Below are 20,222 nucleotides of genomic sequence, written 5' to 3' on the forward strand. Positions count from 1 at the left end.
TCAGCCGGCCGCGGCCACCGCATCGACGATGCCATCGACCACCTCGCGCAGCACGGTCTCGTCCTCGGCCTCGGCCATGACGCGGATCAACGGCTCGGTTCCCGATTTGCGGATCAGGACGCGGCCGTTTCCGGCCAGCCGCTGCTCGGCCTCGGCGATAATGCGGCGCACGGCTTCTGCCGCCAGGGGATCGGCACCCGTCGCATAGCGGACGTTCTTCAGCATCTGCGGCACCGGCTCGAACTGCGTGACCAGTTCGCTGGCGGGGGTGCCGGTTTCGGCCATGGCGCCCAGGACCTGCATCGCGGCCACCAGCCCGTCGCCGGTGGTGGCATAGTCGGTCATCACGATATGGCCGGACTGTTCGCCGCCCAGGTTGAACCCGCCCTCGCGCATCCGCTCCACGACATAGCGGTCGCCGACCTGGGTCCGCTCCAGCCGCAGGCCGCGACCGGAGAGGAAATGCTCCAGCCCCAGGTTCGACATGACGGTGGCGACAAGCGCACCGCCCGACAGCCGGCCCTGCGCGGCCCACCGCGCGGCCAGCAGCGCCATGATCTGGTCGCCATCGGCCACGCGGCCGGTCTGGTCCACGATCACCACGCGGTCAGCGTCGCCGTCCAGGCTGATGCCCAGATGGGCGCCGTGTTCGCGCACGGCCGCGACGCAGGCTTCGGGATGGGTGCTGCCGACGCCGTCATTGATGTTCGACCCGTCCGGCTTGACCCCCAGGGGGATCACGTCGGCGCCCAGTTCCCACAGCACGTCCGGGGCGGCGCGATAGGCCGCGCCATGGGCGCAGTCCAAGACGACCTTCAGCCCGTCCAGCCGCAGCCCGGCGGGCAGGGTGGTCTTGGCATATTCCATGTAACGCCCGCGCCCGTCATCCACCCGGCGTGCGCGGCCGATGTTCTGGGGCTGCGCGGGCTCGATCTCGCCCGCGACGATGGCCTCGATCTCGGCTTCGGCCTCGTCGGACAGCTTGAAGCCGTCGGGGCCAAAGAACTTGATGCCGTTGTCCTCGGCCGGGTTGTGGCTGGCCGAAATCATGATGCCCAGATCGGCACGCATCGACCGCGTCAGGAACCCCACGGCGGGCGTCGGCACCGGGCCCAGCAGCAGGACGTTCATGCCCGTGCTGGTCAGCCCCGCCGTCAGAGCGTTTTCCAGCATGTATCCGGACAGGCGGGTGTCCTTGCCGATCACCACGCGATGCCGGTTGCGCCCGTCGCGGCGGAAATAGCGGCCAGCCGCCGCGCCAAGACGCAGCGCCATCTCGGCCGTCATGGGATGGCTGTTGGCGCGCCCGCGCACGCCGTCGGTGCCGAATAGCTTCCTGGTCATGTCCCCGTCTTTCCGTCTTCGTTGAGGGCGGCGATCAGGCGCAGGCCCTGTGCATGTTCCGCGACATCATGGACGCGGTGGATCTGGATCCCCTGGCCGACTGCAGCGACCGTCAGCGCCAGGGTGCCTGCGACCCGGTCCGCCGGCAGGTCCGCGCCGCCGATCCTGCCGATGAAACGCTTGCGCGACACGCCCAGCAGGATCGCGCAGCCTAACCCGTGATAAAGCGAGATGCGCCGCAGGATGGCCAGGTTATGCGCCTCGGTCTTGCCGAAACCTATCCCAGGGTCGATCACGATGCGGTCAGCCGGAATACCGGCCGCGACCGCGCGCGCGATGCGCGCCTCCAGGGCATCATAGACGTCCAGCAGCACATCGTCATAGCGCGGATCGTCCTGCATGCTGTCAGGCAGGCCCTGCGCATGCATCAGGCAGACCGGCACACTGGCCCGCACCACCACGCCCGGCAGGTCGGGATCGAAGTCAAAGCCCGAGACATCGTTGACCATCCCGGCGCCCGCCTGCAGGGCCGCATGTGCCACCGCCGCCTTGCGGGTATCGACCGACACCGGAGCGGCCTTGGCGCCTGCCGTGATGACGGGCAGGATGCGAGCGGTCTCCTCCGCCGCGCGCACCTCGGCGGCGCCGGGGCGGGTCGATTCCCCGCCGATGTCCAGGACGTCGGCCCCTGCCGCCACCAACGCCTTGGCCTGCGCGGCGGGATCATAGCTGCCGCCGTCCGAAAAGCTGTCGGGGGTGGCGTTCACGATGCCCATCAGGCGCGGCCGGTCCAGCGTCAGTCCCAAAAGATCGGCGCGCGGCCGGGTCAGGGCGTGGATCAGGTCCTGGGGTGCGCTGTCGACGATCACCGGCTCGTGGCCGCGCTGCAGCCGCTCGAACTGGCTGAAGCCGGTCCAGCCGCCGGCCAGGCGCCAGCGGCCGCCGTGGGCCTGGGGGATCGGACGGAAATAGAGGCGGTCGCGCGACATCGGGGCGGACAGGGTCAGGCGGGCACGAGGCGGCCGACGACCAGGTCCGATCCGGCGGGGGCCACCGGCAGGGCCGCATCGGGCGCCAGAACGAAATCGATCCGTCGCGCCCCGAACCGGCTGGCCAGCCAGAAGCCCAACGACTGCGGCGTCTCGCCGGCCTCGGGCGCGTCGGCTGCCAGACGGGCAGGGGCCCATACGACGGGCTGGCGCATCTGGGCCGCGGCTTCCAGTTCGGTTCGCGTTTCGGCGATCTCGAGGCCCAACTGCCCGGCTAGCGCCCAAGCTGCCTGGTCCAGCGCCAGCAGCTTGATGCGGCGCGCGTCGCCCCCGACGGGCAGGGGCAGATCGGGCGCCTTCGGGACCAGGATGACCGCGCCTTTCGGCGCGACGCTGCCGGCGGCATGAACCTGAATTGCGACAGGTGCCTGCACGCCTGTCGCCTCGACCCGGCCACGATGGCGGCTGATCGAGACCCCCAGGGCACCCGGACCGCGATCCAGCTTTTCGACGGTGACATCGACCCGGGCCGCGCGTGGATGAACCAGAACCTCGGCCGCGATCTTTTCGGCCAGCGTCTCGACCAGGTTATAGCGCTGGTCGGCCAGGGCCACGTCCACGGCCTGCGTCAGGACGTCGTATGACAGGACCTCGTCCACGTGATCCTGGGCGCCCGAGACGCCCTCCCGCAGATCGACCGTCACGTTGAAGCGCAGTCGCTGCTTGGTGCCGCGTTCGGACTGAAAGGCGCCGATCTCGACCGAAAGGACGTGGTCGCGCAGAAATATACGGTCAGGTTGTTCCATATCCGCCATTCACAGGAAAACGGCGCCCACGGCAAGCCCCCTGCGCCGCCGCCCTCAGTTGGACGCGACGCGCTGGTTGGTGCGGTAGAAGATATGGCGGCCGATCTGGACGGTCCGCTGGAACCGGTGCGACCAGGAGGGGCGCACGGCGGGCGTGTGGAAATAGGTGGCGCCTCCGGTCAGCTGGCGGGGCGCACCCGACAGGGCATCCTGCGCGATGGCCTTGGCCCGCAGATAGGCCGCCTTGTTCCGGATTGGCTTGGCGCCGCCGATCGTGTAGCTGAACTGGCTGGGCTGGTTGATCACGCCGCAGACGGTCTTGGGAAAGGCCCGGCTGTCGACACGGTTCAGGATCACCTCGGCCACGGCATGCTGGCCCTGGACCCCTTCGCCGCGCGCCTCGTGATAGAGCGCCTCGGAAAGGCAGTCCAGATCCTGCTGCGAATACCGGGTGTTGGTGCTGGCCAGATGCAGTTGCGCGACGGGTTCGTCAGGTGAAAGTTCCACCTTCACAGGTTCGGCATCCATGTATAGAAGCGGCGTCGGACGCGGCGCGTTCGCCGCCGCCGTCAGGGTGCCGAACAAGCCGGCATTGGAGGTAAACAGCGAACCACTGCCCCCGGCAGCGGCGATCGAGGTCATGAGGGGCATGGCAGTGGCGGCACAAAGACAGGCGTGCGCCAGCCGGTGAGGCAGCTTGGGCATGGACAGTCCTATAAAGGTCACCCGTTGAAGGGGCGTTAACGCGACAGGGGCGGGAGCAGACCGCCCTGCCGCAGCTCTGCCGATTGGTTAGATTTTGCGCGCGGCCTCGCGCTACCCCACTTGCCCGTGAGATCCCTGTGAGGCCGAAAAATCAGCGAATTGCGCAAGAAACCGCCGCCGCTTCCGGGGCATTCCGGCATGATCCGGCGCAGTGGCGGATGTTCGCCGGCCAAGCCATGCGGGGTTTGAGCAACTGCTGATTGAAAGCTGGCTCGCGTCAGTCCGCCAGCCGGGTCCGAATCGCCGATTGCGCCGCGGCAAGCCGCGCCACCGGGACGCGGAACGGAGAGCAGGAGACATAATCCAAGCCGGCATCATGGCAGAAGGCGATGGATTCGGGATTGCCGCCATGCTCGCCGCAGACGCTGATCGTAATGCCGGGCTTTTGCCGCCGGGCGCGTTGGACGCCGGTCAGGATCAGCTCGCCGACCCCTTCCTGATCCAGGACATGGAAGGGATCCTCGGCATAGACCGCCTGGCCCACATAGGTTCCCATGAAGCGGCCCGCGTCATCGCGGGACAGGCCATAGGTCATCTGCGTCAGGTCGTTCGTGCCAAAGGACAGGAAGGCCGAATGCGCCGCAATATCGCCCGCCCGCAGCGCCGCGCGGGGCGTTTCAACCATCACGCCAAGGCGATAGGTGAAGTCGCTGCGCCGTTCGTTGCGTACGGCCGCTGCGACGGCGTCGATGCGGGTCTTGACCAGCTCGACCTCGCGCATGGCGCTGACCAGCGGGATCATGATCTCGGGCACGACCGGGTCGCCCTTGCGGCTGGCCTCGACCGTCGCCTCGAAGATGGCGCGGGCCTGCATGTCATAGATCTCGGGGACGGTGATCCCCAGGCGGACGCCCCGCATGCCCAGCATCGGGTTGAACTCGGTCAGGGCCTCGACCCGCCGGGTGACGTCCGACAGGGGCAGGTCCAGCGACTCCGCCAGCTCGCGCAGCCCCTCGCGGTCATGGGGCAGGAATTCGTGCAGCGGCGGATCGAACAGGCGGATGGTGACCGGCAGGCCCGCCATGATCTCGAACAGGCTGGTAAAGTCCTGTCGCTGCATCGGCAGGATGCGCTCCAGCGACAGGCGCCGGTCTTCGGGGCTGTCGGCAAAGATCATCTCGCGCATGGCTGGCAGGCGCTCGGCGTCGAAGAACATGTGCTCGGTCCGGCAGAGGCCGATCCCCCGGGCCTGGAAACGGCGGGCGGTCAGGGCATCCTCGGGCGTGTCGGCATTGGCGCGCACGGCCAGCCCCCCGGCGGCCGAGGCCCAGTCCATCAGCTGCGTGAAGGCGTCGTCCAGTGCCGGCGGCAGCAGCACGGCCGCCCCCGCCAGAACCTCGCCCGAGCTGCCGTCGATGGTGATCTCGTCGCCCTCGTTCAGGACCCGGTCGCCGGCGCGCAGGGTGCGGGCGCGGGCATCGATGCTGAGGCCGCTGGCGCCCACGATGCAGGGCAGGCCCAGACCTCGGGCAATCACCGCTGCATGGCTTGTGGTCCCGCCCCGTTCCGTCAGCACGGCGACCGATGCATGCATGCCCCGCACATCCTCGGGCGCGGTCTCGCGGCGCACCAGCACGCAGGGTTCATCCCGGGCCTGCGCCGCCTGCGCGGCCGCAGCGGAAAAGACGATGCGGCCGGTGGCGGCGCCCGGGCTGGCATCGATGCCGCGCGCGATCACGTCGCGGGGCGCCAAGGGATCGACCTGGTGGTGCAGAAGGTCGGCCAGGGCGCGCGGCTCGACCCGCATCAGCGCCTCCTCGTGCGGGATGATGCCGTCGCGGGCCAGGCTGACGGCGATGCGCACGCTGGCGCGCGAACTGCGTGCCACCCGCACCGCGTCGATGACCGAGATCTGCCCGCCGGTCACCACGAACTCGATCTGCATCTCCTCGCGCAGCCGCTCGCGCGCGGCGATGCCGAAGCGGACCAGGTCGGCGAATATCTCGGGCGCGGTATCCTCCAGCGCCGGGCCGCGCTCGTCGCGGGTCAGGAACAGCGTCTCGGCGCCCGATCCGACCGCCTCTCCGTGGTGCTGGCCGCGAAAGCGGCCGGTCACGCGGGGGGCGCCGGTCAGCGGGTCGATGAACTGGATCGTCCCCGATCCGCAGAGCCCGGGCCCGAGGGCCAGCGCCATTTCCTGCACGACCAGGCCCAAGGGGGCATCCGCGGGGGCACCCTTGGCCTGGCGCAGCAGCCGGGCGGTCGGCCCGTCCCAGGCTCGCGCCATCGACCGCAGCACCTCGGACAGCTGGACGGTCGGGTCCTGGGGAAAGGGCTCCTCCATCTCGTCACGATAGCGGCGCAGGGCCTCGCTCAGCGCCCCTTCGCCGTCCTGCGCGAACATGTCGGGATCCAGGCGGGCGATGTGGATGGCATAGCTCTGGACAAAGGCAAGATAGACCGCGTCGGCGTTTTCCTGCCCGATCTGCCCGGCCAACTGCCCGTGCAGGGCATCGTTGATCCCGACATTCAGCACCGTGCCAGGCCCGCCCCATTCGGGCATCACCGCCGACGGACGAACACTGACCAATCCGCTGCCGGCAAAGACCTCGCGCAGCGCCTCGGGGCGCACGGGGCGGCCCTGGGCGATCATGCGCACCGTGTCGGCGGAAATGGCGAAACTGCGGGGCACCGGCAGCGACATGCGCACCAGCCGCTGCAGGCATTTGGCCCGCCATCCGTGGCGCGCGCGGTCGATCCGCCCGGAGGGCGTGATCTCGGCTGCCTCGCTGATGTCCTGCATGTTCATGAGCCGGTAGAATGGCCGCGCGGGCGCCGTGCCGCAAGTGCGAAAAAGGGGGCCGAAGCCCCCTTTCCGCCAGTCGTCAGGAAGATGCCTCAGGCACCCTCTTCCTCGGTGCCGGCGATCGTGACGCTCAGCATGTAGTCGGGCGTTTCCACCGACCCATTGGCCGAGGCATCGCCCTTCTTGATGTTGTCCAGGACGTCCCAGCCCTCGATCAGCTGGCCCACGACGGTGTATTCGCCGTCCAAGAACGGCGCCGGCGCCAGGTCGATGAAGAACTGGCTGTTGGCGCTGTTCGGGCTCATCGCGCGGGCCATGCCGACGGTGCCGCGATCAAAGGTCGCGTCGCTGAACTCGGCCTCCAGGTCGGGCAGGTCCGAGCCGCCCATGCCGGCCATCGACGTGTCGCCACCCTGCTTGCCGTTGGCGACATCGCCGGTCTGGGCCATGAAGCCGTCGATCACGCGGTGGAACACGACGCCGTCATAGGCGCCCTGTTCGGTCAGCTCGACCAGGCGGGCGACGTGGTTCGGGGCCAGGTCCTCGCGCAGGTCCAGGACGATGGTGCCCTTGGACTTGCCCTCGGTATCGGCGACCTCGATCACCATGTTCGGGCCGTCGGTGTCCTCGATCTGCGGATTGGCGGCCTGGGCAAAGGCTGCGCCGGTGCCAAGCGCGATGAAGGCGGGGATCAGGGCCAGATTACGCATCGGCGGCCACCTTGACGCTGATCATGCGGTCGGGATTCACGGGCGGCTCGCCGCGCTGGATTTTGTCGACATGCTCCATCCCCTCGATCACGCGGCCATAGACCGTGTACTGACCGTTCAGGAAATGGTTGTCCTTGAAGTTAATGAAGAACTGGCTGTTGGCGCTGTTCGGGTTCTGCGACCGCGCCGCGCCCAGGGTGCCACGGTCATGCGGCAGCTTGGAGAACTCGGCCGGCAGGTCCGGCTTGTCCGATCCGCCCGTGCCGGCGCGGCCCGGGTTGTAGTCCTTTTCCATGTTGGCATGGGCCACGTCGCCCGTCTGCGCCATGAAGCCGTCGATGACGCGGTGGAAGGCCACGTTGTCATAGGCACCGGCGCGGGCCAGTTCCTTCATCCGCTCGGCATGCTTGGGTGCGACATCCGTCAGCAGCTCGATGACGACGCGGCCGTCCTTCAGCTCGACGATGATGGTGTTTTCCGGGTCCTTGATCTCGGCCATGCGGCCCTCCTTTGCCAGGTTCGACCCCTGATCTAGGTAATCGAAGGGCAAAGGGCAACGCGCGAAACCGTTATGAACGGGCCTTGGCGGGATCACGCACATGTCAGACCATCGCCAGAGTTGACGGGGCCCCTACCATGCGGGACAAGCCTCGGCGACGCCCCACAGCCCGAAAAGGACGCGACATGGCCAAGTTCAATACCATCGACGACATGGATCTTCAGGGAAAGGTCGTGCTGACCCGGGTCGATGTCAACGTGCCGGTCGAGAACGGCCAGGTCACCGACGCCACCCGGATCGAGAAGATCGTGCCGACCGTGAAGGACATCCAGGCCAAGGGGGGCATTCCCGTGCTGCTGGCGCATTTCGACCGCCCCAAGGGTCAGCGCGTGGATTCCATGAGCCTGAAGCAGATCGTCCCGGCGCTGGAGGCTGCCCTGGGCCAGCCGGTGGTCTTTGCCGACGACTGCATCGGCGGCGCGGCCAAGCGGGTCGTCGCGGCGCTGAAGCCGGGGCAGGTGGCCCTGATGGAGAACACCCGCTTTCATGCCGGAGAGGAAACGAACGATGCGACCTTCGCGGCCTCGCTGGCGGCACTGGGCAGCGCCTATGTGAACGACGCCTTTTCGGCCGCGCATCGGGCCCATGCATCGACCGAGGGGCTGGCGCGGCTGCTGAACGCGGGCGCCGGCCGGCTGATGGAGGCCGAGCTGAAGGCGCTGAACGCGGCATTGGGCGATCCCAAGCGCCCCGTCATGGCGGTCGTGGGCGGGGCCAAGGTTTCGACCAAGCTGGAGCTGCTGACGAACCTGATCGACAAGGTGGATCACTTGGTCATCGGCGGCGGCATGGCCAACACCTTCCTGGTGGCGCAAGGGGTCGAGGTCGGCAAGTCGCTGGCCGAACGCGACATGGCCGACACGGCGCGCGCGATCCTGGAAAAGGCGGGCCAGACCGGCTGCAAGATCCACCTGCCTGTCGACATCGTCGTCGCGCGCGAATTCAAGGCGGGCGCGGCGTCCGAGGTGCTGCCGGTTGCCGAATGCCCGGCGGATGCCATGATCCTGGATGCGGGCCCCAGCACCGTCGCCGCGCTGCGCGAGGCCATGTCCGCCTGCAAGACGCTGATCTGGAACGGCCCGCTTGGCGCCTTCGAGATCGAGCCCTTCGATGCGGCCACCAACGCCGCCGCAAACGCCGCGGCCGAACTGACGCGGCAGGGGACGCTTGTTTCCGTCGCCGGGGGCGGCGACACGGTCGCGGCGCTGAACAAGGCGGGCGCGGCCCAGGACTTTACCTTCATCTCGACCGCTGGCGGGGCGTTCCTTGAATGGATGGAAGGCAAGGTGCTGCCCGGCGTCGCAGCCCTCGAGGCGTCGCGCCGCTGAGGCGCAGAGCCGGCCGCCCGTGCAGGCGGCCGGCCCGACGGCTCAGTATCGGATGATGCCCAGGATCTTGCGGCTTGAGGCGGTGTCGCTGGTGCCGGAACCGGTGCCCGCCGTCGTCCCCGGTGCTGTGGATGCAGAAGAGGCCGTGCTGGCGGTCGCATCAGTGGCTGGCGCCTGTGCGCTGGCCTCCGGTTCGGGCGCCGCAGGCTGAACATCCATCGACGTCGGTGAAGCTGCACCATCCAGAGCCTGTGGTCGGAGATTAGCCTCTGCCGGGCCGGGGACAGCAGAGGCGGCTGCCACAGGACCCGTGCCGCCCTGAGCTGCCGCCTGAGCATAGCTGGCCGTCATCCGCTGCCATTCGTCCGCCGCCCTGTCTGCGACAACGGCAGGAGGGGGTCCCGCTTCTCCTGCGGGGCCGCCCGCCACCGGCCTCTGGAAGATGGGCCGGTGATCTGCCCCCAGCCTGACCGCGGGACTGGCCGGGGAAATTCCAAACAGCGACAGATAATGAGTATGCATGGGGCGCGTTCCATCGTTAAAACTTGTGACGAACTTGCGCCTAATCCAACAGGTTCACATGAGGCAGAACCCAAATACTTAAGACTTTATGAACGGGTGAGGCCGCCCTACAATCAGGCGGGACCGGGTCCCCATGTATCGGTCCAGGCAGACGGGTAACGAACAACGTCGTCACCCGTTAAGCCGACTGGCAGCGGGAGGCTCGCCCGCGAATGACATCGGAGCGCGGGCGGCGCCAACCGGACGACCCGACGGTGCGCTTACACTTCCTCGATCCGCAGCTCGACCGGATCGCTGACCAGGACGCCGGTCCGGGGCAGCGCCTCGATGGCGAAGTCGATGGCTTCGGGCGTGGTCTTGTGCGTCACCACCAGAACCGGAACGCTGGCCGGGCTGTGCTGGCCGTATTGACGCATCCGGTCGATCGAGATCCCAGCATCGCCCAGGACCGTGGCCACCTTGGCCAGCGCCCCCGGCTTGTCCTGAAGCTCCAGCCGGATGTAGTAGGCCGCGGGAACCGCCGTGCGCGCGGGCTGCGCGGCCATCAGCGTATCGGCAGGCTGGCCGAAGACCGGCAGCCGCACGTCCCGGGCAATCTCGACGATGTCGGACAGGACCGCGCTGGCGGTGGGGCCTTCGCCCGCACCGGCGCCGCGCAGGACGATCTGGCCCACGCTGTCGCCCTCGATCACCACCATGTTGGTGCCGCCGACCAACTGGCCCAGCGGGCTGTCGGCCGGCACCAGGCAGGGCGACATGCGCTGTTCCAGGCCGCGTGCCGTCATCTGCGCCACGCCCAGCAGCTTGATGCGATACCCCATGTCGGCGGCGCGACGGATGTCGTCGATGCTGACCCGTTCGATCCCCTCGATCTCGACCGCGTCGAAGGACACCTGCGTGCCGAAGGCGATCGCGGACAGGATCGCCAGCTTGTGGCCCGCGTCAATGCCGCCCACGTCCAGGGTCGGGTCGGCCTCCAGATACCCCAGCTGCCGCGCCTCCTCGAAGACGGCGTCATAGGGCAGGCCCGCGCTTTCCATCCGTGTCAGGATATAGTTGCAGGTGCCGTTCATCACGCCCATGACGCGGGTGATGCGGTTGCCGGCCATGCTTTCGGTCATCGACTTGATCACCGGGATGCCACCCGCCACGGCCGCCTCGAACCGGATCACCCGGCCCAGGCTCTCGGCCAGTTGCGCCAGTTGCTGGCCATGCAGCGCTAGCAACGCCTTGTTGGCGGTCACCACGTCTTTGCCCGAACGCAGGGCGGCTTCGATGCTGTCGCGCGCGACCCCCGTGTCGCCACCGACCAGTTCGACATAGACATCCACGTCATCGGCCGTGGCGACGGCCATCGGGTCGGTTTCCCAGCGATAGGCAGACAGGTCGGCGTCACGGTTCTTCATCCGGTCGCGGGCGCTGACGGCGGTGATTGTGACGGCGCGCCCTGAACGGCGGGACAGCAGGTCCGCATGTTTCTGGACGATCTTGACGACACCGATCCCGACGGTGCCAAGCCCGGCGATGCCGAGGCGGAGGGGGGACGACATGGGTTCCTCTCATCCTTGATTTCGCGGGTGTTAGCGCGGCAGAGGTCGGCTTGCAACGCGCGAAAGGGCGCGGGCACCGAACAGTCAGGCGCCCGTGTCATCCTGGCCAGCCCACCGGCCCTCGATGCCGGTGGCGCGCATCATGGCGACCACGCGCCGCGCCGCCTCCAGCGTCCGGTCACGCACGGCCAGAACCTCTGCCGGCCCCAGGTCGTCGGGATAGCGTTCGCCGCGGGTATTGATGAAGGTCGGGTGCCACATGCCCGCCCGGTCGCCGGGCCGCCAGGACGCGTGGCAGAGCAGGTTGCGCGACAGGCGCAGCGGCGGCAGGTCCCGGGCCAGGACAGAGCGTGCCGGGCCCGCAGGCGCGGCCGCCAGGAACGCGTCGATCAGCGTCCCGAGCGTGTCGTCGGCGATATCCTCCATCCGCCGCAGCCATGCCTGCAGCGCGGTATCGTGCACCTCGTCGCCCAGATCCTGGCGGGTCAGGGAAAAGATCGCGCGCTTCAGCGCCTCTTCCAGAAAGCCGAAGGCGGCGACGGCATGGCCGATGGCCGCGGCCATGTCCTCGGGCAGGCGGTCGGGGGCGCGGGGCAGGGGCACCGGGCTATTCGCGCCACAGCTTTTGGACCCAGGGCGTGGGCCGGACGTAGTGGCGCAGATGCTTCCACGCGCTTTCGCGCCGGTCCCCTGTCCAGGTGGCGCGCAGATGTGCCAGCGGCGGCCGCGCCTGGTCGGCCTCGTCCCACCGGCCCAGGATCGCGTCGGGCGGGTTCAGGCTGCCGGGGAACATGACGATCCGGGTGCCCTTGGGGATGCGCGGGGCCATCACATAGTTCAGCGGAAAGACCGGCACGCAGTGAAAGCGGAAATGCGCCAGCCATCCCTTGGGCCAGAACTTGACGCCGCCGGGCGCGTTCCGGGTCACGAAGCGCTGCTCGTAGCGGTACTTGTCCGCCGCACTCTGCGGGTCGGCCGCAAAGATCTGCTGCAACGGCGCCAGCTTGCCCACGCGCATCCGATAGACCGAGGTCTGGCCCATCTTCTCGAAGGGCGTGTTGGGGTTCAGTCCCAGGATCGTGTCGTCGGGATCACCATGCGCGAAAAACGCGTCCAGATCGCCCGTCACGATGACATCAAGGTCCAGGAACAGCACTACCCCCGTGACATCCCCCAGATCGCCCCACAGCCGCGATTTGGGCCACTTGCCGCGTGTGTTCACCGGGGCCTCGTAGGCAAAATCGGGCAGCGGCCGCACGGCCACGTCTGGATGCAGCCCCTGGCCGTCGTCGGTAAAGCAGAACAGCCGGAAGGGCGGCGTGATGTTGCGCGCGATCATGGCGTGCAGGCGGTTCACGTATTCCGGCCCGAACTTGGTGCCCCACTTGATGCAGATGATCTGCTTGACCGATCCGTTGCGCCCGTCGCTCATGCCTGCCTCGTGCTGTCCGGTGGAGAGGGTTTCACAGCGGGGCCGCCAAGACAACGCCTCTTCTTCGTTGCCCAAGGACTCCGCGGGGGTCCGGGGGCGCAAAGCCCCCGGCCGCCGCGGGACGCAATCAGGGGCGCGTCTCGCGGATCAGGCGCAGGATGTCGGCGGCGGCCGAAGGGATGTTCGTGCCGGGGCCGAAGATCGCCTTGACGCCCGCGGCCTTCAGGAAATCATAGTCCTGCTGCGGAATGACGCCGCCGCAGATCACCAGGATCTCGCCGGCGCCGCGGGCCTGCAGCGCCTCGATCAGCTTGGGTGCCAGGGTCTTGTGGCCGGCTGCCTGCGAACTGATGCCCACCACATGGACGTCGTTGTCTATGGCATCCTGGGCGGCTTCCTCGGGGGTCTGGAACAGCGGGCCCACATCCACGTCGAAGCCGATATCGGCAAAGGCCGTGGCGATGACCTTGGCGCCCCGGTCATGGCCGTCCTGGCCCATCTTGACGACCAGCATGCGCGGGCGGCGACCCTCTTCCTCGGCAAAGGCCTCGACGTCGCGCTGGATCTGGGCAAAGCCCTCGTCGCCTTCATAGGCGGCGCCATAGACGCCTGCCAGGGTGCGCACCTCGGCCCGGTGGCGCCCGAACTCGTCTTCCATGGCCATGCTGATTTCTCCGACGGTTGCGCGGGCGCGCGCGGCCTCGACCGCCGCCTCCAGCAGGTTGCCGCCCATCCGGGCGCGGCGGCCAAGCTCGGCCAGGGCGGCATCGACCGCCCCCTGGTCGCGGCTGGCACGGATACGCTCCAGCCGCGCGATCTGGCTGTCGCGAACCTTCACGTTGTCGATGTCCAGGATGTCGATCGGGTCCTCGCGGTCCTTGCGGTACTTGTTCACGCCGACGATCACGTCCTCGCCCCGGTCGATCAGGGCCTGCCGGCGTGCCGCCGTCTCCTCGATGCGCAGCTTGGGCATGCCGGAGGCCACGGCCTTGGTCATGCCGCCCAGTTCCTCGACCTCCTCGATCAGCGCCCAGGCCTTGTCGGCCAGTTCCGCCGTCAGGCTCTCGATGTAATAGGACCCGGCCAGCGGATCGACGACATGGGTGATGCCGGTTTCCTCCTGCAGGATCAGTTGCGTATTGCGGGCGATGCGAGCGCTAAAGTTGGTGGGGAGGGCGATCGCCTCGTCCAGCGCGTTCGTGTGCAGCGACTGCGTGCCGCCAAGGGCCGCCGACATCGCCTCATAGGCGGTGCGGATGACGTTGTTGTAGGGGTCCTGTTCCTGCAGCGACACGCCCGAGGTCTGGCAATGCGTCCGCAGCATCAGGCTGGACTGCTTTTTGGGTTCGAATTCGGACATGATGCGATGCCACAGCAGGCGCGCGGCCCGCAGCTTGGCGATTTCCATGAAGAAGTTCATGCCGATGGCGAAGAAGAACGACAGCCGCCCGGCAAAGGCATCCACGTCCATGCCTGCCGCGATCGCCGCCCGGACATATTCGCGGCCGTCGGCCAGGGTATAGGCCAGTTCCTGGACCAGGTTCGCCCCGGCCTCTTGCATGTGGTAGCCCGAGATCGAGATCGAGTTGAACCGCGGCATCTGGCCCGACGTGTATTCGATGATGTCGCTGATGATCCGCATGCTGGGTTCGGGCGGATAGATATAGGTGTTGCGGACCATGAACTCCTTCAGGATGTCGTTCTGGATGGTCCCGGACAGCACCGCGCGGTCATGGCCCTGTTCCTCGCCGGTGACGATGAAGTTGGCCAGGATCGGGATCACCGCGCCATTCATGGTCATGCTGACGCTGACCTGGTCCAGCGGGATGCCGTCGAACAGGATCTTCATGTCCTCGACGCTGTCGATGGCGACCCCGGCCTTGCCGACATCGCCGACCACCCGCGGATGGTCGCTGTCATAGCCGCGATGGGTCGCCAGGTCGAAGGCGACCGAGACGCCCTGCTGCCCCGCCGCCAGCGCCTTGCGATAAAAGGCGTTCGATTCCTCGGCCGTGGAAAATCCCGCATATTGCCGGATCGTCCAGGGGCGGCCCGCATACATGGTGGCGCGTGGACCGCGGGTATAGGGGGCGATGCCCGGCAGGCCGCCCAGGTGGTCCAGCCCCTGGGTGTCGGCCTCGGTATAGAGCGGCTTGACGGGAATTCCCTCCAGCGTCTGCCAGGTCAGGCTGTCGGGTTCGCGGCCCTTCAGTTCGGTCCGGGCTAGCTTGCGCCATTCCTCGAGCGTCGGTTTTGTCATGATCCATCCTTTCCCGCGGCCCGTTCTGCCCTATATTCAAGACATGACGAGGTGCCGATGAAGTTGAAATTCCTGATTTTTGCGGTGGCACTGGCCGGAATGGGTCCGGGGCGCGACGCGCCTGCGCCCGATCCCGAAACCATCCGCGACAGCACGCCACAGCGCAATCCCGCCCGTCTGCCGCCGGTCAGCCAGCTGCCCGAAGCCCCGCAGGAGGTGGTGTCCCCGCTGGCCGCAGGCGCCCCGCCGCTGCTGAATGCGGCCGAGGTCGAGCCGCAGCAGTTCCTGTGGACGGCGCGGCCGGTGGTGGTCTTTGCCGACACGCCCGGTGATCCCGCCTTTGTCGAACAGGTCGAGGCGCTGTGGCTGGACGGGCGCGCGCTGGCGGCACGCGACGTGGTGATCGTGATCGACAGCGATCCTTCCGCCAACACGGTCTGGCGCCAGCAGCTGCGCCCGCGCGGCTTTTCGCTGGTGCTGATCGACAAGGACGGGCAGGTCAAGATCCGCCGCCCCACGCCCTGGGACGCCCGCGAGGTCGGCCGCGCGATCGACCGGCTGCCGCTGCGCCGGCAGGAGATCGGCCGGGGCAGCATCCTGCGGTAGGGCCTGCAGGGCGGAAACTTGTGGATTTGCGGCGCGTTCCCTATATCATGAACAGTGTCGGACAGGGTGTCTGACCAGACGGAGGAGAGGATCATGGCAATTCCGCACGCAGATCGCGGCGCCAAGCCGCAGGCCGTTCCCGCCCGGGTGGTCAAACCCTTGCGCAGCGAAACCGCCCCACGCCCTGAGGCCAAGCCCAAGCCCGCGGCCATCAGCCGCGCCAACGAGATCGTGCGGGCCATCGGTCTGCGCCCCATCACCGGCCTCTCGGGTCCGAAGATCGGCTACTGATCGCGTCCAGCCGGCCGCGCATTTCCGCAATCTCGCCCGGCAGGCGCTGTGCCAGCTGTGCCAGCGCCGCGGCCTCGTCCTCGTCCAGCATCCGTTCCACCGCATCCGCCCCGCCGCGCAGGCTTTCGGTCAGAACCCGAATGGCCTGGATGCCGCTGTCGCGGGTCTCCTCCATCAGCGACAGGTAATCGGCCATCATCTGCGCCGCGCGCCGCCCGTCGCTGCGGGCGATGCGCCGCAGGTCCGTGGCCAGCGCCCCCATCACCGACAGCAGCCGATAATACAGCACGATAGGGTCGATGACCGGCGCCGGCAGGATGTGGATGTCGGCGATCACCGCCGTGAAGATGCGGTCGTTGCCGTGCTGGGGCAGGGTGGGCACGAAATCCCCCGACCGGATGCGCGCGATCAGCGCCGCCGCATCCTCGGGATCGGGGCTTTGCTGTTCCAGCGCAAAGACATGGGCGCGGATTTCGGCCAGCAGGGCGCGCTGGATATCCGCCTCGCGCGCCCGGCGCAGGCCCGCGTCGCGACGGCGGGTCTGCGACGCGACGACCACCCAGCCTATGGCCACGAACAGGCCGGTGATGACCGCCTGCTGCAGTTGAGGGCTGAGGTAACTGTCAAGTGGCGGCACGGCCGGCCCCTTTCCGACGCGTGCCCGGGCAGGTAAATTCGCTGTGGTTAGACGCGCTCCTCATGACCGCTCCGTCAGGCGCAGTGCCGCAAGCTCTGCTGCCAGATGCACCCCGGCCTCGGCCCAGAGCGCGGCGCGCGGCGCAAGCCAGCCCTCCAGCATCAGGTAAAGACCGCCGCCCCACAGCAGCGCCGACAGCGGCAGCGCCACCATCCAGAAACGCGACCCGCGCCACCGGTGCGCACTCAGGCCGAAGACCAGCTGGAACAGCGCCAGCGCCACCAGCGGCGTCAGGACATAGACCAGCGGGATCTGCGCCAGGCCGACACTGAAGGTCGTGCCGCCCGCCAGCAGAACAAAGCCGCCCGCGCCCGTCAGGGCCACCAGCGACGCGGCTGCAAAGGCGGGCAGGCTGCGGGTCATTCGAACTCCATGATGATGTCATCCACCTTCAGGCTCTCCCCCGGCGCCGCATTCACCGATTTGACGGTGCCGCGGCGTTCGGCGCGCAGGATGTTCTCCATCTTCATCGCCTCGACCGTCGCCAGGGCCTGTCCTTCCTGTACCTCGTCGCCGGCGGCCACGTTCACCTTGACCACCAGTCCCGGCATTGGACAGAGCAGGAACCTGGAGGTGTCGGGGGGCAGCTTTTCGGGCATCAGCCGGGCCAGTTCGGCGGCGCGCGGGCGGCGCACCTGCACCCTCAGGTCCGCCCCGCGGCTGCGAAGGCGGAAACCGGCGGGGATCTTGTCCACCTTCAGCACCAGCGGACGGCCCCCCACCTGCATCCGGGCCAGCGACTGCCCAGGCAGCCAGTCCCCCTCGACCCGCAGATCCTCGCTGTCGATCCGGACCGTGGCGCCGTCCCGGTCCGCGCCGATCCGCACGGGGAATTCGCGGCCGCCGACAAAGACCACCCAGTTCTCGCCGACGTGGCGTTCGTGGTTGCTCAGCCGGCCGCTGATGCGCGCGCGCCGGATCTCGGCCACGCGATGCATGGCGGCGGCGGCGGCGGCCACGCGGCGCAGCTCATCCTCGCCGCAGGGGGCGCCGTGGAAGCCCTCGGGATATTCCTCGGCGATGAAGGCGGTGGTGATGTCGCCCGACACGAATTTCGGATGGTCCATCACGGCCGCCAGGAAGGGCAGGTTGTGGCCGATCCCCTCGACCTCGAACTCGTCCAGCGCCAGGCGCATCGCCTCGATCGCCTCGCCGCGCGAGGGGGCCCAGGTGCACAGCTTGGCGATCATCGGGTCATAGAACATGCTGATCTCGCCGCCCTCGAAGACGCCGGTGTCGTTGCGCACGGCGGCCGCACCCGTGGGCGTACCCAGGGCCAGCCACTTGCCCCCGGCCACCATGGGACCGGCCGCGACTTCTGCGGGCGGGCGATAGCGGGTCAGCCGCCCGATCGACGGCAGGAAGTTGCGATAGGGATCCTCGGCGTAAAGCCGGCTTTCCATGGCCCATCCGTTGATCTTCAGGTCCGATTGCGCAAAGGGCAGCGGCTCGCCGGCGGCCACGCGGATCATCTGCTCGACCAGGTCCACCCCGGTGATCAGCTCGGTCACCGGATGTTCCACCTGAAGGCGGGTGTTCATCTCCAGGAAATAGAAGTTGCGGTTCCCGTCCACGATGAATTCGACGGTGCCGGCGCTGGTGTAACTGACGGCCTTGGCCAAGGCCACGGCCTGTTCGCCCATGGCGCGGCGGGTCTCGGCGTCGAGGAAGGGCGAGGGGGCCTCTTCGATGACCTTCTGGTTGCGCCGCTGGATCGAGCATTCGCGCTCGTGCAGATAGACCGCATTGCCGTGCTTGTCCGCCAAGACCTGGATCTCGATGTGGCGCGGCTGCGTCACGAACTTCTCGATGAAGATCCGGTCGTCGCCAAAGCTGTTGGCGGCCTCGTTCTTCGAGCTTTCGAACCCCTCGCGCGCCTCCTCGGCGTTCCAGGCGATGCGCATCCCCTTGCCGCCGCCGCCCGCGCTGGCCTTGATCATCACCGGATAGCCGATCTGGTCGCTGATGCGCGCGGCCTCCTCGGCGTCGGCGATCAGGCCCATGTAGCCCGGAACGGTGCTGACGCCGGCCTCCTGCGCCAGCTTCTTCGAGGTGATCTTGTCGCCCATCGCCTCGATCGCGCCCGAGGGCGGGCCGATGAAGACAACGCCCTCGGCCTCCAGCGCCTCGGCGAACCTGCGGTTCTCGGACAGGAAGCCATAGCCGGGATGGACCGCCTCGGCCCCGGTCTGGCGGATCGCGTCCATGATCCTGTCGATCACGATATAGGACTGGTTGGCAGGGGACGGGCCGATATGCACCGCCTCGTCCGCCATCCGCACATGCAGCGCGTTGCGGTCGGCATCCGAATAGACCGCCACGGTGGCGATGCCCATCTTGCGCGCCGTCTTGATGACGCGGCAGGCGATTTCGCCCCGGTTGGCGATCAGGATCTTCTTGAACATGGGCTCCCCCCCAGGACGGAACGTGAAAAAGCCGCCCTGGGCGCAGGGCCCGGGGCGGCTTGAAGAACCGGGCGCGCAGGTCGCGCGCCGCAGATCAGGTGATTACTGGCAGAGACGGACGTCGTTGCACAGTGCGCCGGCAGCACCGCCGATGGCCGCGCCCTTGACGACGTTCTCGCCGCTGACGCTGGCGATGGTTGCGCCGACGCCGGCACCGATGAGGGCGCGGTCAGTGTCGGTCGGATTGATCCCCTGGGTGCAACCCGCGACAGCGGTTGCGCCGACCAGGGCGGCGATGGCAAGAAGCTTGGACATGATATTAATCCCGTGACGTGAGTGGCAGGAGCGCAGGACGCTCCTGGCTGATGTGTTGGTATGAGGCCGAAGCGATCAGTAGCGACGCTGGCAGACGCCCGCGTCGTCGCACAGCGCGCCGCCGACGGCACCGATGGCCGCACCGGTCGCCAGGTCTTCGTCAAGCGCCTTGGCGATGACTGCACCGGCCACGGCACCACCAGCCGCGCGCTGCGCGTCCGGAGAGATGCCGCCGCCCTGATAGCCCGGCTCGCAAGCCGCGAGGCCTGCCGTGGCCAGAGCCAGAGCGGCAAGGCGAAGTGCAAAGGTTTTCTGCATGATGGTCTGCCTGTCTTGAGGGGCCCGTTGGGGGCCGGTTGTAGGTCCTGACGGGTTATCGCACAGCCGCACCCCGCGTCAAACTGACATGCGTGTGACTTCAAAGAGTTCGGCGCGCGATTGCCCATCAGTCTTCGTCCGCGTCCGCGTCATCGTCCCAGCCATCCTCGTCGTCCCAATCAAAGGCCGGCGGGGCGTCCTGGACGAAGAGTTCGGGAAACGAGGCCTCGGCCAAGGCCATGTCGACCTGCAGAAGCTGGTCATAATCGGCGGGATCGAATTCCCCCACCGGCTTGACCTCGCGGCCGATCAGCCAGGACAGGCGCCCGGCATCCAGGTTGCCGCGAACAAAGGGTTCATCGCCGAACTTGGCGATCAGCGCGGACAGAAAGCCGGCGTCCGCGCGCTTGTCGGCGGGCTTGCGGTCGCGAAAACGTTCCCGCCGGGTGATGGGCGTCGCGCCCTTCTTGCGGTTCTCGCGCCGGATGACGAATTGAAAGTCGGTGCCGGGCAGACGCCCGGGAAATCCACGATGCTTCAGCATGGCAGTGCCCCTGTGCTGGGGCGCGCGGGGCCTGC

General features: G+C 68.1%; 21 protein-coding genes. 4 read left to right on the plus strand and 17 right to left on the minus strand.

From position 1 onward, the window contains the following. The 7 genes from glmM to ACNR9W_RS07440 all read right to left on the minus strand — a co-directional run bounded on the left by glmM (position 1) and on the right by ACNR9W_RS07440 (position 7,859). The gene (gene glmM / locus ACNR9W_RS07410; protein ID WP_419268214.1) at positions 1-1,344 is read right to left on the minus strand and encodes a phosphoglucosamine mutase; all 1,344 of its coding nucleotides are present in this window, start codon (positions 1,342-1,344) and stop codon (positions 1-3) included. After that, positions 1,341-2,333: a dihydropteroate synthase gene (gene folP, locus ACNR9W_RS07415; protein ID WP_419268215.1), complete on the minus strand. Its 993-nt coding sequence runs from the start codon at positions 2,331-2,333 to the stop codon at positions 1,341-1,343. Before folP ends, glmM begins: the two co-directional genes overlap by 4 nt. 14 nt (positions 2,334-2,347) lie before the next feature. Continuing rightward, positions 2,348-3,139 carry a dihydroneopterin aldolase gene (locus tag ACNR9W_RS07420; protein WP_419268216.1) on the minus strand — a complete coding sequence of 264 codons (792 nt, stop codon included), beginning with the start codon at positions 3,137-3,139 and terminating at the stop codon, positions 2,348-2,350. Between the two features lie 54 nt (positions 3,140-3,193). Then, on the minus strand, positions 3,194-3,844 hold the full coding sequence (locus ACNR9W_RS07425) for a cell wall hydrolase (RefSeq protein WP_419268217.1): 651 nt from the start codon (positions 3,842-3,844) through the stop codon (positions 3,194-3,196). A gap of 277 nt (positions 3,845-4,121) precedes the next feature. Beyond that, on the minus strand, positions 4,122-6,653 hold the full coding sequence (locus ACNR9W_RS07430) for a putative PEP-binding protein (protein WP_419268218.1): 2,532 nt from the start codon (positions 6,651-6,653) through the stop codon (positions 4,122-4,124). Positions 6,654-6,742: 89 nt separating this feature from the next. Further along, positions 6,743-7,360 carry a peptidylprolyl isomerase gene (locus ACNR9W_RS07435; RefSeq protein ID WP_419268219.1) on the minus strand — a complete coding sequence of 206 codons (618 nt, stop codon included), beginning with the start codon at positions 7,358-7,360 and terminating at the stop codon, positions 6,743-6,745. Beyond that, positions 7,353-7,859, minus strand: a complete 507-nt coding sequence (locus ACNR9W_RS07440; RefSeq protein WP_419268220.1) for a peptidylprolyl isomerase — start codon at positions 7,857-7,859, stop codon at positions 7,353-7,355. Before ACNR9W_RS07440 ends, ACNR9W_RS07435 begins: the two co-directional genes overlap by 8 nt. 185 nt (positions 7,860-8,044) lie before the next feature. On the opposite strand from ACNR9W_RS07440, the gene ACNR9W_RS07445 reads away from it, so the two are divergent. Then, positions 8,045-9,247 carry a phosphoglycerate kinase gene (locus tag ACNR9W_RS07445; protein ID WP_419268221.1) on the plus strand — a complete coding sequence of 401 codons (1,203 nt, stop codon included), beginning with the start codon at positions 8,045-8,047 and terminating at the stop codon, positions 9,245-9,247. A gap of 52 nt (positions 9,248-9,299) precedes the next feature. Next, a complete protein-coding gene (locus ACNR9W_RS07450) occupies positions 9,300-9,458 on the plus strand; it encodes a hypothetical protein (RefSeq protein WP_458478707.1) in 159 nt (52 codons plus the stop codon). Between the two features lie 571 nt (positions 9,459-10,029). Here the strand turns inward: ACNR9W_RS07450 and ACNR9W_RS07455 are convergent. From ACNR9W_RS07455 to scpA, 4 genes are all read right to left on the minus strand, one after another. Next, on the minus strand, positions 10,030-11,319 hold the full coding sequence (locus tag ACNR9W_RS07455; RefSeq protein ID WP_419268223.1) for a homoserine dehydrogenase: 1,290 nt from the start codon (positions 11,317-11,319) through the stop codon (positions 10,030-10,032). Between the two features lie 84 nt (positions 11,320-11,403). Next, positions 11,404-11,922 (minus strand): hypothetical protein, encoded by a 519-nt coding sequence (locus ACNR9W_RS07460; protein ID WP_419268224.1) that lies wholly within the window; start codon positions 11,920-11,922, stop codon positions 11,404-11,406. 4 nt (positions 11,923-11,926) lie between these two features. Beyond that, positions 11,927-12,751: a glycosyl transferase gene (locus tag ACNR9W_RS07465; protein WP_419268225.1), complete on the minus strand. Its 825-nt coding sequence runs from the start codon at positions 12,749-12,751 to the stop codon at positions 11,927-11,929. 127 nt (positions 12,752-12,878) lie between these two features. Further along, positions 12,879-15,011 carry a methylmalonyl-CoA mutase gene (gene scpA / locus ACNR9W_RS07470; protein ID WP_419268226.1) on the minus strand — a complete coding sequence of 711 codons (2,133 nt, stop codon included), beginning with the start codon at positions 15,009-15,011 and terminating at the stop codon, positions 12,879-12,881. A 57-nt stretch (positions 15,012-15,068) separates the two neighbouring features. On the opposite strand from scpA, the gene ACNR9W_RS07475 reads away from it, so the two are divergent. After that, the gene (locus ACNR9W_RS07475) at positions 15,069-15,617 is read left to right on the plus strand and encodes a DUF4174 domain-containing protein (protein WP_419268227.1); all 549 of its coding nucleotides are present in this window, start codon (positions 15,069-15,071) and stop codon (positions 15,615-15,617) included. A gap of 93 nt (positions 15,618-15,710) precedes the next feature. Next, positions 15,711-15,908, plus strand: a complete 198-nt coding sequence (locus ACNR9W_RS07480; protein WP_419268228.1) for a hypothetical protein — start codon at positions 15,711-15,713, stop codon at positions 15,906-15,908. On the opposite strand, the gene ACNR9W_RS07485 is transcribed toward ACNR9W_RS07480, so the two are convergent. From ACNR9W_RS07485 to ACNR9W_RS07510, 6 genes are all read right to left on the minus strand, one after another. Beyond that, positions 15,874-16,545 (minus strand): hypothetical protein, encoded by a 672-nt coding sequence (locus ACNR9W_RS07485; protein ID WP_419268229.1) that lies wholly within the window; start codon positions 16,543-16,545, stop codon positions 15,874-15,876. The two genes, ACNR9W_RS07480 and ACNR9W_RS07485, sit on opposite strands and share 35 nt — an antisense overlap. A 60-nt stretch (positions 16,546-16,605) precedes the next feature. After that, positions 16,606-16,968, minus strand: coding sequence for a hypothetical protein (locus ACNR9W_RS07490; protein WP_419268230.1), 363 nt, complete (start codon positions 16,966-16,968; stop codon positions 16,606-16,608). Beyond that, positions 16,965-19,010, minus strand: coding sequence for an acetyl-CoA carboxylase biotin carboxylase subunit (locus tag ACNR9W_RS07495; protein ID WP_419268231.1), 2,046 nt, complete (start codon positions 19,008-19,010; stop codon positions 16,965-16,967). The genes ACNR9W_RS07490 and ACNR9W_RS07495 overlap by 4 nt, the downstream gene beginning before the upstream one ends. 102 nt (positions 19,011-19,112) lie before the next feature. Beyond that, positions 19,113-19,325 (minus strand): YMGG-like glycine zipper-containing protein, encoded by a 213-nt coding sequence (locus ACNR9W_RS07500; RefSeq protein ID WP_419268232.1) that lies wholly within the window; start codon positions 19,323-19,325, stop codon positions 19,113-19,115. A gap of 75 nt (positions 19,326-19,400) precedes the next feature. Beyond that, a complete protein-coding gene (locus tag ACNR9W_RS07505; protein WP_419268233.1) occupies positions 19,401-19,643 on the minus strand; it encodes a hypothetical protein in 243 nt (80 codons plus the stop codon). Between the two features lie 127 nt (positions 19,644-19,770). Beyond that, on the minus strand, positions 19,771-20,187 hold the full coding sequence (locus ACNR9W_RS07510) for a hypothetical protein (RefSeq protein WP_419268234.1): 417 nt from the start codon (positions 20,185-20,187) through the stop codon (positions 19,771-19,773). Positions 20,188-20,222 lie beyond the last annotated feature (35 nt).

Origin of the sequence: Paracoccus sp. T5, assembly GCF_048538155.2 — a bacterium.
Classification (GTDB): domain Bacteria; phylum Pseudomonadota; class Alphaproteobacteria; order Rhodobacterales; family Rhodobacteraceae; genus Paracoccus.